Origin of the sequence: Phormidium sp. FACHB-592 (assembly GCF_014695795.1) — a bacterium.
Lineage (GTDB): Bacteria > Cyanobacteriota > Cyanobacteriia > Leptolyngbyales > Leptolyngbyaceae > Stenomitos.
Genome location: NZ_JACJOZ010000075.1, coordinates 16,481 through 28,422 on the forward strand (window position 1 = coordinate 16,481; position 11,942 = coordinate 28,422).

11 protein-coding genes are annotated in these 11,942 nt (G+C 49.9%); 6 read left to right on the forward strand and 5 right to left on the reverse strand.

Annotation, left to right across the window (positions count from 1 at the left end; all coding sequences use genetic code 11):
- Positions 1–539 precede the first annotated feature (539 nt).
- The 3 genes from H6F86_RS21630 (at position 540) to H6F86_RS21640 (ending at position 3,664) form a co-directional block, all read left to right on the forward strand.
- The gene (locus H6F86_RS21630) at positions 540–1,388 is read left to right on the forward strand and encodes a WecB/TagA/CpsF family glycosyltransferase (protein WP_242033625.1); all 849 of its coding nucleotides are present in this window, start codon (positions 540–542) and stop codon (positions 1,386–1,388) included.
- 53 nt (positions 1,389–1,441) lie between these two features.
- Positions 1,442–2,497, forward strand: coding sequence for a GDP-mannose 4,6-dehydratase (gmd, locus tag H6F86_RS21635; protein WP_190451137.1), 1,056 nt, complete (start codon positions 1,442–1,444; stop codon positions 2,495–2,497).
- 222 nt (positions 2,498–2,719) lie between these two features.
- Positions 2,720–3,664, forward strand: a complete 945-nt coding sequence (locus tag H6F86_RS21640; protein WP_190451138.1) for a GDP-L-fucose synthase — start codon at positions 2,720–2,722, stop codon at positions 3,662–3,664.
- Between the two features lie 55 nt (positions 3,665–3,719).
- On the opposite strand, the gene H6F86_RS21645 is transcribed toward H6F86_RS21640, so the two are convergent.
- The 3 genes from H6F86_RS21645 to H6F86_RS21655 all read right to left on the reverse strand — a co-directional run bounded on the left by H6F86_RS21645 (position 3,720) and on the right by H6F86_RS21655 (position 7,252).
- The gene (locus H6F86_RS21645) at positions 3,720–5,204 is read right to left on the reverse strand and encodes a peptidase S10 (RefSeq protein WP_190451139.1); all 1,485 of its coding nucleotides are present in this window, start codon (positions 5,202–5,204) and stop codon (positions 3,720–3,722) included.
- 105 nt (positions 5,205–5,309) lie between these two features.
- On the reverse strand, positions 5,310–6,641 hold the full coding sequence (locus tag H6F86_RS21650; protein ID WP_190451140.1) for a DNA methyltransferase: 1,332 nt from the start codon (positions 6,639–6,641) through the stop codon (positions 5,310–5,312).
- 185 nt (positions 6,642–6,826) lie between these two features.
- Positions 6,827–7,252, reverse strand: a complete 426-nt coding sequence (locus H6F86_RS21655; RefSeq protein WP_190451142.1) for a DUF2294 domain-containing protein — start codon at positions 7,250–7,252, stop codon at positions 6,827–6,829.
- Positions 7,253–8,910: 1,658 nt separating this feature from the next.
- On the opposite strand from H6F86_RS21655, the gene bchB reads away from it, so the two are divergent.
- The 3 genes from bchB to H6F86_RS21670 all read left to right on the forward strand — a co-directional run bounded on the left by bchB (position 8,911) and on the right by H6F86_RS21670 (position 11,119).
- Complete coding sequence (bchB, locus tag H6F86_RS21660; RefSeq protein ID WP_190451144.1) at positions 8,911–10,437, forward strand: ferredoxin:protochlorophyllide reductase (ATP-dependent) subunit B; 1,527 nt, start codon at positions 8,911–8,913, stop codon at positions 10,435–10,437.
- A gap of 98 nt (positions 10,438–10,535) precedes the next feature.
- Entirely contained in the window at positions 10,536–10,802 is a 267-nt protein-coding gene (locus H6F86_RS21665; RefSeq protein WP_190451146.1) for an AbrB/MazE/SpoVT family DNA-binding domain-containing protein, read from the forward strand.
- On the forward strand, positions 10,796–11,119 hold the full coding sequence (locus H6F86_RS21670; RefSeq protein ID WP_347240861.1) for a type II toxin-antitoxin system PemK/MazF family toxin: 324 nt from the start codon (positions 10,796–10,798) through the stop codon (positions 11,117–11,119). Before H6F86_RS21665 ends, H6F86_RS21670 begins: the two co-directional genes overlap by 7 nt.
- Before the next feature lie 5 nt (positions 11,120–11,124).
- On the opposite strand, the gene H6F86_RS21675 is transcribed toward H6F86_RS21670, so the two are convergent.
- On the reverse strand, positions 11,125–11,352 hold the full coding sequence (locus tag H6F86_RS21675) for a hypothetical protein (RefSeq protein WP_190451665.1): 228 nt from the start codon (positions 11,350–11,352) through the stop codon (positions 11,125–11,127).
- Positions 11,353–11,536: 184 nt separating this feature from the next.
- On the reverse strand, positions 11,537–11,725 hold the full coding sequence (locus tag H6F86_RS21680; RefSeq protein ID WP_190451149.1) for a hypothetical protein: 189 nt from the start codon (positions 11,723–11,725) through the stop codon (positions 11,537–11,539).
- Between the last annotated feature and the right edge of the window lie 217 nt (positions 11,726–11,942).

The window sequence follows — 11,942 nt, forward strand, 5'->3', positions numbered from 1 at the left end:
CGATCAGTGATAGGGCAGCCCTTTCTGCTGATCGTAGTTTATGAGCCAAATCTGCGAAGGCAATGCTGGCGTTACTCTATACCTGCTAGTCAAGCTGAGCTTTGGGGCACGATCGCCAAGCGCCCTTTAATGAACGACCTGCCTAAAATCCGTAATTTTACGTCCGTAAAATTAATTAAAGATTGATGCAATCTTTAATTAATAGAAACAGAGACTGTAACTTAATGAGCTTCAGTCAAGCACAGCTGCCTTAGCAAGGGGTTTTGAGGCAAGCTGCGTACAAAGACGTAGAGTTTAAGGTTAACTGACAATTTTCCTGGTAAATCTGCCGGATACCTGTTCTTAACCTTTGTAAAGAGGTGAGGCAATACCAAGACAGAATGATGTGCCAAGACCAGTGCGAGTGCTTCTGCTGCCGTAGTAGGAGAAACATTCAACGTATGGCGATGGCTAGTGGGTGACTACCTGATCCGATCGTTTCGTGAACATGGCTGAACTTGGTTTAGCCAACTCATTGTGAACCAGGTAGGTAGCAATATATGAACCAGACAGCAGAGTTATCAGCAGCAAACACGACTACAGAGCTTGAGCTTCAAACTGTTTCAGCGTTAGAACATCGCAAAATTCTAGGGATGCGAGTGGATGTAACTGATTATCAAGATGCCACTCAACGTGTGATCAACTGGGCAAAAGCGGGCGAGAGCCGTTATGTCTGTGCGGCAAATGTGCACATGGTAATGGAAGCTTACGACCAAGGTGAGTTTGCTGGCACTGTAAACAATGCTGATTTAGTAACACCAGATGGGAAACCTCTAGTACAAGCACTCCGCGCCTTAGGCATTAAAGAAGCCTCCCAAGTGCGTGGACCAAATTTAACGTTATGTGTGTGCGAAGCAGCAGCTAAGGAAGGAGTAGCGATCGGTCTCTATGGTGGTACGCCTGAAAGTCTCGCTTTATTTACGACCTTTCTGCAAAAGCGCTATCCCGGCATTCAGATCGTTTGCCAGATTTCGCCACCGTTCCGACCGCTGACATCGGCAGAAGATGCTGCTTATACTGAGCAAATCGTTGAGTCAAAGGCACGCATTTTATTTGTTGGCATTGGTTGCCCAAAACAAGAACGCTGGATGGCAGCACACCATAGCAAAATTCCAGCGGTGATGTTAGGTGTAGGAGCTGCGTTTGATTTTCATTCTGGTAGGGTGAAGCAAGCACCAGTTTGGATGCAGCAGGCAGGTCTAGAGTGGGTCTTTCGACTAAAAGCAGAACCGCGACGCTTGTGGAAACGCTATGCCATGCACAATCCACGTTTCTTACTCTTCTTCTTGACTCAATGGTTGACCAGTTTGTTTGAGCGGCATACCTTAGAGGCGACTAGCCACGAATAGCGGCGTTGCCATTTAGTTTGCTCCATTTACCCCAAGGAAAGGATATTTTAACGATGACGCAAGTAAAACGAGCACTACTGACAGGCATTACAGGACAGGATGGGTCCTACCTGAGTGAGTTTTTGCTGGAGCGTGGCTATGAAGTCCACGGCATTATCCGCCGCACCTCAACCTTCAACACCGATCGCATCGACCACATCTACGAAGACCCACACGTCGAAGGCGCACGGCTGTTTCTCCACTATGGCGACTTAAACGATGGCACTACACTGCGCCGCATCCTCGAAGCCGTACAGCCAACCGAAATTTATAACCTGGGTGCTCAATCCCACGTCCGAGTCAGCTTCGATGCACCTGAGTACACAGTCGATACCGTAGGGACGGGTACCCTACGCTTACTTGAAGCGGTGCGTGACTACCAGCAGCGGACAGGCATCCAAGTCCGCTTTTATCAGGCAGGGTCTTCCGAAATGTTTGGGCTAGTGCAAGCAGTGCCGCAGACCGAGACGACTCCGTTCTATCCCCGCAGTCCCTATGCGTGTGCCAAGGTGTTTGCCCACTGGATTACGGTTAACTATCGTGAATCCTACGATCTGTTTGCCTGTAACGGCATCTTGTTTAACCATGAATCGCCACGTCGGGGTGAAACGTTCGTAACGCGCAAAATTACCCGAGCGCTGGCGCGGATTGTGGCAGGGCAACAAAAGAAGCTGTATCTGGGCAATCTCGATGCCAAGCGGGATTGGGGCTACGCAAAGGACTATGTGCAAGCAATGTGGCTGATGTTGCAGCAAGAGAAGCCGGATGACTACGTGATTGCAACAGGCGAAACGCATTCAATTCGCGAGTTTCTTGATGTCGCGTTTCGGTATGTCAATCTCGACTGGCAAGACTATGTAGAGTTTGATGAGCGGTATCTGCGTCCGACTGAGGTGGAGTTGCTAATTGGTGACCCAGCGAAGGCGAAACAAGCGCTAGGTTGGGAACCTTCAGTGACGTTTGAGCAGTTGGTCAACCTCATGGTGGAAGCAGACTTGAAGGCACAAGGACTGGTGCCCCTTAATGGCAGCGTGCCTCAGATCAATCAAGAATTCGCTACAGTGCGGTAGCTCACTGCTGGGTCGTAGCCATCCGTCAGCGAGCATTTATAGACAAAGCAATGCCTTATTCTTAAGGGCATTTGTTTAATATTGTCCAGATCACAGGCGATCGCCTGCTGGTAACAGGCGTCTAGCTGGAGAGAGCTGATGTCTTTTGGTCTATCGTGCAAAGCTGGCTTTGAGCATTCATAAGACTGTGTAACAGTGCAGGCAGATATAAGGTGAATCAGTATGACAGCATTGGATCTGAAGAATAAACGGATTGTGGTGACGGGTGGTGCAGGTTTTCTGGGGCGGCAGGTGATTGCTCAACTATGCAAAGCTGGAGCTGATTTGCAGAAGATTACCGTACCACGATCGCACGACTGTGATCTTCGTCAGATGGAAAGCTGCCAGCGCGTCGTCAGCCAGCAAGACATTGTGGTTCACCTAGCAGCACACGTGGGTGGTATTGGCTTAAACCGCGAAAAACCTGCCGAACTGTTCTACGACAACCTCATGATGGGCACCCAGCTTATTCATGCGGCATACGAAGCGGGTGTCGAAAAGTTTACCTGTGTAGGCACTATTTGCGCTTATCCAAAATTCACGCCCGTTCCCTTTAAAGAAGACGATCTGTGGAATGGCTATCCCGAAGAAACCAATGCGCCCTACGGCATAGCGAAGAAAGCGCTACTAGTGCAGCTAGAAGCGTACCGTCAGCAATATAACTTTGACGGCATTTATTTACTGCCAGTGAATTTGTATGGTCCTGAAGACAATTTTGACCCAAGCAGTTCGCACGTGATTCCTGCCCTTATTCGCAAGGTGCATGAGGCGCAGCAACGGGGCGATAAGCACCTGCCCGTCTGGGGAGATGGTAGCCCGACCCGCGAGTTTCTCTACTCGGAGGATGCAGCACGGGGCATTGTTATGGCAACGCAGCACTACAGCAGCCATGAACCCGTCAACCTGGGGACGGGCTACGAAATCTCGATTCGGGTTTTGATTGAGCTAATCTGCGAGTTGATGGGCTTTGAGGGTGAGCTTGTTTGGGAAACCGACAAACCCAACGGTCAGCCTCGCCGCTGCCTTGATACAGAACGCGCTCAAAAAGCCTTTGGCTTCACGGCAACGATGGAGTTTAAGGAAGGGCTAAAGCGTACGATCGACTGGTATCGCCAACACGCTGCTTAGTGAGGGCATAGGGAGTAGAGAGTGGGGAATGGGGAAGAGAGACTGCCCTTCACCCTCAAGCGATCGCGGTTTGGTAAAAGGTTTGCATAGCGGTGAACCATTGCTGGCGCGATCGCTCCCAGGTATAGAACATATGCCCACCTTCGTAATGCTGCAAAGTGAGATTCGGGCGAAGCTCAGGATTCAGCTTCATGAGTGCGGCTAGATGATTGGAGGCGAAATAGGGTGTCACCAGGTCAAAAAAGCCATGCGTGATGTACACCTGCATATAAGGGTTAAGCGTCATCCCAACGCGTAAATCGTCCACTGCGCCGATAAAGCCTTGCTTTAACTCACCTTTGAGGTCAAATTTCCAGGCTTTAAAGGTCTCGTAGTTCAGCAGGTTGTAAGAGAGATCAGTTTCTACAGCCAGGGTGTCACGCAAGTGGCTGTTGATAGCCCCTGTAAAGAGTCGATCGAGCCCGTCGAGTGTTGGATCAATGCCTTCGTAAAAGATGCGATCGGGAAAGGGATCGATCGCCGTAATCGAAGCATCATAGAGTCCCACAATCCGCTGCTGGTCGCGCAGGAGTTCTCGCGCAAAGACTTCAATGCCAATGCGTCCGGCTTGCCGTTCCACGACTGACAGTGGCAAACCCACCAAAGCCGCAAGCTGTTGGTAGGCGGACTGCTGCTCGTCAGGTGTGCTGGTATCGCCTGCCGCTAAGAGCGGAATAAGCGTCTTGAGGGCAAAGCGTTCTGCTGCTGCTGTATGCGCTGAAAAATCGCCTGGCTCGCCTGCCCACTGAGCGCGATCGTAGTGTGCGGCTGAGGCTGCCAGCGATGGTAGCAATGTTGCCCAGGCAGTCAGGTCATAATCGCTGCCTCCTAGCAAGCTAAACTCCAGCGCCGGAGAGATCAAAATGGCACCCGAAAGACCAATGCCAAATTCCTGCTGTAGCTTGCGGGCTAACCGAGCTACCCGAAACCCACCGTAGCTTTCGCCTGCGATGAAGATTGGTGAGAGCCAGCGCTTTTGGCGGGACAGAAACCGTTGGATGAATTCTCCGAGGGCGCTTAAGTCGCGCTCAACTTCCCAGAAAGCGTTTTCTTTGGTGGTGTCTGCCTCTTTCGCTTGCTCCTTCTCACCCTCTTTAGGGGCTGGCAGACTGCGGCTAAACCCAGTGCCGATCGGATCAACAAACACCAGATCTGTAAAGCTCAACCAGCTTTCTACATTGTCTACTAACTGAACAGGCGGTTTTGGTAGGCTACCGTTTGCACCAAACGCAATCCGCTTTGGTCCTAACGCGCCCATGTGCAAATAAGCAGAAGCCGCTCCAGGTCCACCGTTAAAGACAAACGTGAGCGATCGTGGCGTAGTCGTTTCGACCGCAGCAATATACGCCACATGAAACATTTCGGCTACAGGCTTTTCTTGCTCATACAAAAGTTGCCATTCGGCTGTGGCTGTGTAACGCAACGGTCCATCCGGCAGCGGCAGCGTATGTTCTGTTTTGGTGGCAGCGCGAGGGGTGGGCGGATTAGGAGTATCGGTCATAAGACAGTTAAATGGGGGCAGTGTAGACTTCTGGCTGCACTTAAGCATACTTTAGTCCTTCAGATTCCCGGCTTCTTCAAGAAGTCAGAGATCTTGGTTTGACCTTTAGCCGTTCCAGCGTAGAACCACAACTTCTTCACGCATTTGTTCATTCGTAGCAGTAGCAAGCCGTGTGCGAAACAGATCGATTGCCACCACTTCGTAGCCGAGGGATCGTGCAATATCAGCCAAAATCTGACCTGTACGAATCATGACCCGCAAATAGGAAGCTTGATCACCCACGACATAAGCAAGCTGGGCACCGGGACGTAAAATCTGCCGTAATTCAGCCAGGTGCCGTGCCATGCCCCCAAAGTAGAGCTTTGTGGCGCGTGCGTAGAGCCGCTCAAACCCACTGGTTTTACCAAGGGCGATGCGTCGCGCTTCGATTTCGTAGGCAAGTCGTTGCACTTCAGCCTGGTCAGCGACCCAGACATCATCGTCATCAACCTTATAAACATTCCTGGTGTTGGAGCGCACCAAACCTTGCTTTAAGGCGCGCAACGCCGCTTTATCGTTGATGAAGCCTAGCAGCACAGATTCTAAGCGCGTCGTGCGGGTATAGTCCTTTTCGTTAGGGTACGGCGGGGACGTGATCACAGCATCGATCGACTGGGGCGGCAACACATGGAGCAACTGCCGGGAATCAGCATGATGCACGATCGCCTCAACTGGAGCACGCTGCCCCAACTCTCGCAAATCAGCCACCATTACGGCGATCGCCTCTAGCCAAGTCTCTACCACGGGCGCATCCAGCTTGGCACGTCCCACGCCCACTTCTGGACCAAAGTGCAGATTGCTGATGGTACTTACCAGCGACTTTGCCAAAGCTAACCGTGCGTGACCAGAACACTGTTCATCCGCTTGATGCTGCAACTGCTCCAGTAGCACCAGGGTTTTGTGCAGCGGCAGTGGGCTAATCGAGTTTTTCAGGATGAGCTTTTCCTGCTCTTCGTTCAAGGCGCGCAAACCTTCAGTTACGATCGCACTCTTGTCTAGCCCAGCCAAAGCCGCGATCGTCGCGTCGGCAACTTGTTCTGCATAAGCCATCAAGCGATCGGGATCAAGGCTCCAATCAACTTTGATGCGACCTGCAAACTGAGCCATTGGGTTTGCCTCGACCCCTACGCTCGGTATCCCCAGTTTTTTGCATTCCACCACTGTTGTGCCTGTACCGCAAAAGGGGTCTAAAACCCGATGGTCTGCATTCATACCAAACCGTTGCAGATAGTCGCGTACCAGATGAGGCGGAAAAGATAGCACAAAGCGATACCAGTTATGAGCAGCACGGTCTGCCACAAAGAGCTGGTTGATTTCACTACGATAGCGGGCTTGTTTGGCGGCAACAGGGGAGAGAGGCTCCAGGGACGACACCAGTGGTTCTGAGCCTTCGGTCATAAATTAATAAAGACGGTTTCACTAACACGCAGCACGTTACCCTTGTCACAGCTTAAGGGCACGAATTAAATATTTAAACGTAAGGCGATAAGGTGGCTTTTTCCTATAAAGGCACGCTATTGCCTTAGCGCAGCCACGTCAGAGGCTATGCCCCTATAGATTGTTTGGGTTGTGGGTGGCTCTATTCACGCTTCTGAGGATTGCTTTGTGGGCGTTCCAGCCGATGTAGAGGCTTTACTGGCAGCATCACGTAGCTGCGGTGCTTCTGCAAGGATTGCAATAATACCCGTCCGCTCTGTCTCAAGGGTGACATCACTTAACAAATCAAGGACAGCCACACCAACCACTTCTTCGATTAATGCTTGCAGTTGCGGTCGTATCGCCTGTTCAAGTTCAGAGTGCAGTGTTTTGACCAGTTCAGCCTTACCCTGCTCGACTAAAAGCTGCTCTGGTTGAGTCACTGACTGCTCTAGAACGATCGCAATCTTAGTTCCTAAAAGCTCGCAATCAACGCTGCTAAGACGATGCCCAAGCTGGCTACGATAGAGAGCTTGAATACGCTGCGAAAGCGTTCGTTCAAGCTGCCCACGCGTCGGAAGTGAAGTAGTCATAGATAGTTCATCACGCAGACAACAATTTTTACCATAAAACTGATGACCGTTACAGACTTGCGGCAAAGACTCTCTGCGCGTTACCTCTTTCCCAAAATGCCTAGATAGTCAAGATGCTTGAGAGACTTAAAGGCATAGAAAAGGAGGCAGCTAGAAAATTGCTAACCGCTTTGCAACGACCTTACCCTGACTTCGCGACCCTCATCCTGAGAGTAAAGGAAGCCAAATGTCTTGATAGTTTTACGCTATCATTCTCAACTTTAACTAGCTAGTAACGCAGGTATGAGAAAAAGCTGCAACAAACAAAGGTGCGGTAGTTTACATTGACTTGTTACTTTACCTTCCCAAAATCATGTAGATACACTCAGGCAAACTAGGGAACCATTCAAGCGAAAGACGATCGCTACACCTTAAAGATTTTGACTGGGGCGATCGAGAATCTCGTTAAAGTTCTTTTGAGCGTAATCACTGGTGACTTGATACATAAGCGCTTTAAGCAGATAAGCCTAGTATTTTTGTAGCAAAGATTCGTTTTTCAACCGCCCATGTTAGGAATATTGTCATCTAAGATATGGTAATTACTAAATAACAGCCGATCTAACTTTATCAAAGGAAAAAACAGGGCTAAGTACTTTATTTCTCGATCGACAAGTTCTGGATCATACGTAGAACTCTTAATAGAGTATTGATCCACTCGCATTCGACACCCTTGAAAAGTCCAAAACATTTGACTGCCAGATTGTATGGACTTCATCATTCCGCCTCGACTTAGCCAAAGATAAGCTCCAAAGTAGATAACGCTGAAGCCTATAGCAAAGCTAACAGTTATGCCTAATGATCTCTGATAAATGTTGTTCATCCTTAACCTGTTCCTTTCAGCACTAGTTGGTTGGTACTGTCTCAACTACAAAGAGGAACACAAGTTCCCAACTACGCTTGACTTACCTTAAATATGCCCTTTGAAATTGCTTTACTTGAAGTGTAAACTTCACACTCATAGAATGCCTACATTGCATGCCCCCACAGACTTTGTGGAACATCACAAAGTATAAAGAATCGCTGTAGGGGTAGTGGAGGCTGATTTGTAGGGAAGTGGCTCTATGTTAACAGAGGCAATGGTTTGAGCGATCGCCTATACTTTAAGCACTTAACTTGACATAGCGAGCCACGCAAGGAATTCAATTTTTGGTCGATAGCGAGGGTCGAAAAACTGCTGTCGTGCTTGATTTAGAAGAGCATGGTGAGCTTTGAGAAGATATTTATGATGCGTGGCTGGCAAGATCGCGTGAGGATGAACCGCGAGAATTGCTGGAAGATGTAAAGCAGCGGTTAGTGAAGTAGCGCGATTGCAGAACAAATCTCTCCTCACAAGGTTTTACAGCATTGCATCAGCATTAAGAATGATGACAAGCTAATCAAACGGATGAGCGGTTTGGCATCGCTGGAACGTATATACAGCAGTGATTTTGAGTGTTTTCTAGCATTGAAACAAACTCAAGCCACTGGATAAGACGCTTATCAGAACACAAGATGTCTGAGAAAATCGATAGGCGATTCTAAATCAGCGATCGTGCTGCGGCTTTACAGCAGGAAACGGAGTTAGGCACCTCCTTCCTACTCCCCACTCCCCACTCCCCACTCCCCCACCGAGGCACTCTATGAAATTGGCTTACTGGATGTATGCAGGTCCCGCCCACATTGGCACACTCCGCGTCGCCAGTTCCTTCAAGAACGTCCACGCCATCATGCATGCGCCGATCGGCGATGACTACTTCAACGTCATGCGCTCCATGCTGGAACGGGAACGCAACTTTACTCCAGTGACAACCAGCGTGGTCGATCGCAACGTTTTGGCACGTGGTTCGCAAGAGAAGGTAGTAGACAACATCACTCGCAAAGATGCCGAAGAGCATCCCGACCTGATCGTGCTTACGCCTACCTGCACCTCCAGCATTCTGCAAGAAGACCTGCAAAACTTCGTCGAACGTGCTCAGATCGAGTCGAAGGGCGATGTCATGCTGGCAGATGTCAACCACTACCGTGTGAATGAACTACAGGCAGCCGATCGTACCCTCCTTCAAATTGTGCAGTTCTACATTGAAAAAGCTCGTAAGAAAGGTGACCTGCCCACCGACAAAACTGAGAAGCCCAGTGTCAACATTTTTGGCATCTCCACCCTTGGCTTCCACAACAACCACGACTGCACCGAACTGAAGCGCCTGATGGCAGCGTTAGATATCGAAGTCAACGAGGTTATTCCTGAAGGTGCCTCTGTCCACAACATTAAAAACCTGTCTCGCGCCTGGTTTAACCTTGTGCCCTACCGCGAACTCGGTCCGCTATCAGCAGCCTACCTCGAGCAAGAATTTGGCACTCCGTCTGTAGACATCACGCCAATGGGAGTCGTTGAAACAGCACGCTGCATCCGCAAAATTCAGGCAATCTTGAATGCTCAAGGTGCCAACGTCGATTACGACGACTACATCAATGAGCAAACCATGCACGTTTCTCAAGCTGCGTGGTTCTCACGCTCGATCGACTGCCAAAACCTGACTGGCAAGAAAGCCGTTGTGTATGGCGACAGCACTCATGCTGCTGCAATCACCAAAGTTCTGGCTCGCGAAATGGGCATTCACGTTGTTCTAGCAGGCACCTTTTGCAAGTATGACGAAGCCTGGTTCCGTGAGCAGGTCAGCGAGTACTGCGACGAAATTCTCATTACCGATGATCATGGGGCAGTTGGGGATGCGATCGCCCGTATCGAACCCTCTGCTATTTTTGGCACCCAGATGGAACGCCACGTTGGTAAGCGGTTGGATATTCCCTGCGGTGTCATCTCGGCACCCATTCACGTCCAGAACTTCCCGATCGGCTACAAGCCGTTTCTTGGCTACGAAGGCACCAACCAGCTAGTAGATCTGATCTACAACTCCTTTACGCTCGGCATGGAAGATCATCTGCTCGAAATCTTCGGCGGTCACGATACCAAAGAAGGCATCACTAAAGGCATCTCCGCCGACTCCGACCTGGCGTGGAGCAAAGATGGACAAGCCGAACTCAACAAAATCCCTGGTTTTGTGCGCGGCAAGGTGAAACGCAATACAGAGAAATTTGCGCGCGATCGCAACATCGAAGTGATCACCGCCGAAGTCCTCTACGCTGCCAAAGAAGCTGTCGGTGCCTAAAAGTTAAGTAGGGACATTACAGATAATGTCCCTACAGACGGTCTACACTGCCCTATGTTAGTGTAGCTACAGTGTAATCACATTGGCACAGATAGCTTATGGTCGCTGTCGTCAAAACGCGCATTGTCAAAATTGGGAATTCTCAAGGCATTCGCATACCCAAATTGCTGCTGGAGCAACTCAACCTGACTGGGGAAGTAGAGCTAGAAGTAGAAGACGATCGACTAGTTATACGCTCGGTCAAAGCTACGCGTTGTGGCTGGGAAGAGCAATTTCGCCTCATGGCAGAACAAGGGGATGACCATCCCCTTGATACGACAACAGCACCCCTCACAACTTGGGACGACGATGAGTGGGAGTGGTAGTTAAGCGCTTTGATGTCTATCTGGTAGCACTTGATCCAACGATGGGGGCAGAAATGCAGAAAACACGCCCCTGTCTGGTCATTTCACCTAATGATATGAACCGCTATCTAGCAACTGCGATCGTCGCACCGATGACGTCACGAGGCAAGGACTACCCAACACGGGTTGCCTGTCGCTTTCAAGGAAAAGATGGTCAGGTTGTTCTGGATCAAATTCGTACGATTGATCAAGCTCGACTCATCAAACGTCTGGGGCGTATCAGCACTGCTACCCAAGCGGCAGTATTTGCAGTGCTAGCAGATCTCTTTGCAGAATGAATGGCTTACAACGATTCAAATTGTCCCGTAAAACCGTCCAGAGTCAAGCACTCGTCCTGAAACGACTCCGCATCGCTGACATCCTCGACTTCAAAGGTCATAATCCGCCGCTCATCGTCTTTCATCTTTTTAGTAGCAAGCGGTTTGACCCCGTACTTTGCCACGATCGCATTAAACGCCGTTGCCTCTTTGCGCCAACTCTCAGCCGAGCAGTAAATCGTCACAAGCCACATTGGGTTCATTCTCTAGGTTTAGTAGTGATGATAGGCGATCGGTCAACCCAAATCTCATTGGTACCTGCCAGCACACCTTAATTAAATGACGCAAGCTCGACGGTTCAGACGGCTGTAGCCTCCTTGCGTTTAAGACAGACAACGCATAAATGTCTTAAAGCGATCGCGGTGCTGATTCAACGTTTCAGGTCTGGCTATCTTTTGACAAGCGTTTCACTTGACCTGATGATAATGCTCGTTGCAGCATCGTCAGCGCTGTAATGTCGTGTAGATTGCAGTTGCCATCAAAATGCTGACACAACGCCTGCTCCGCTTCAGCTGTTAGATAGCCACGCCCGATCGCCTTTTGCACAACCTGATTGACCGGATTCATAATGCTTCCCTGCGCTAATCTTTATGAACTTAGTATGAAGGGCTGACTCAGTTTCCAGTGTGACTGTTAGACCATGTAGCGTGTGATGCGCTGAAACGCTACGCGTGATTGCAGAGCGATCGCAGAGTGATCATGTTGGCAGACTAAGGTGATGTCACTCACACACAGCGAACGATCGCCCTGCGCTCTTTTGTTAGTGGACGTGTCGTAGCGCCGA

What these genes read in the sequence shown, in the direction of transcription:
- H6F86_RS21630 (WP_242033625.1), top strand. Translation starts at nt 540, where the DNA reads ATGAACCAGACAGCAGAGTTATCAGCAGCAAACACGACTACAGAGCTT.
- gmd (WP_190451137.1), top strand. Translation starts at nt 1,442, where the DNA reads ATGACGCAAGTAAAACGAGCACTACTGACAGGCATTACAGGACAGGAT.
- H6F86_RS21640 (WP_190451138.1), top strand. Translation starts at nt 2,720, where the DNA reads ATGACAGCATTGGATCTGAAGAATAAACGGATTGTGGTGACGGGTGGT.
- H6F86_RS21645 (WP_190451139.1), bottom strand. Translation starts at nt 5,204, where the DNA reads ATGACCGATACTCCTAATCCGCCCACCCCTCGCGCTGCCACCAAAACA.
- H6F86_RS21650 (WP_190451140.1), bottom strand. Translation starts at nt 6,641, where the DNA reads ATGACCGAAGGCTCAGAACCACTGGTGTCGTCCCTGGAGCCTCTCTCC.
- H6F86_RS21655 (WP_190451142.1), bottom strand. Translation starts at nt 7,252, where the DNA reads ATGACTACTTCACTTCCGACGCGTGGGCAGCTTGAACGAACGCTTTCG.
- bchB (WP_190451144.1), top strand. Translation starts at nt 8,911, where the DNA reads ATGAAATTGGCTTACTGGATGTATGCAGGTCCCGCCCACATTGGCACA.
- H6F86_RS21665 (WP_190451146.1), top strand. Translation starts at nt 10,536, where the DNA reads ATGGTCGCTGTCGTCAAAACGCGCATTGTCAAAATTGGGAATTCTCAA.
- H6F86_RS21675 (WP_190451665.1), bottom strand. Translation starts at nt 11,352, where the DNA reads ATGTGGCTTGTGACGATTTACTGCTCGGCTGAGAGTTGGCGCAAAGAG.
- H6F86_RS21680 (WP_190451149.1), bottom strand. Translation starts at nt 11,725, where the DNA reads ATGAATCCGGTCAATCAGGTTGTGCAAAAGGCGATCGGGCGTGGCTAT.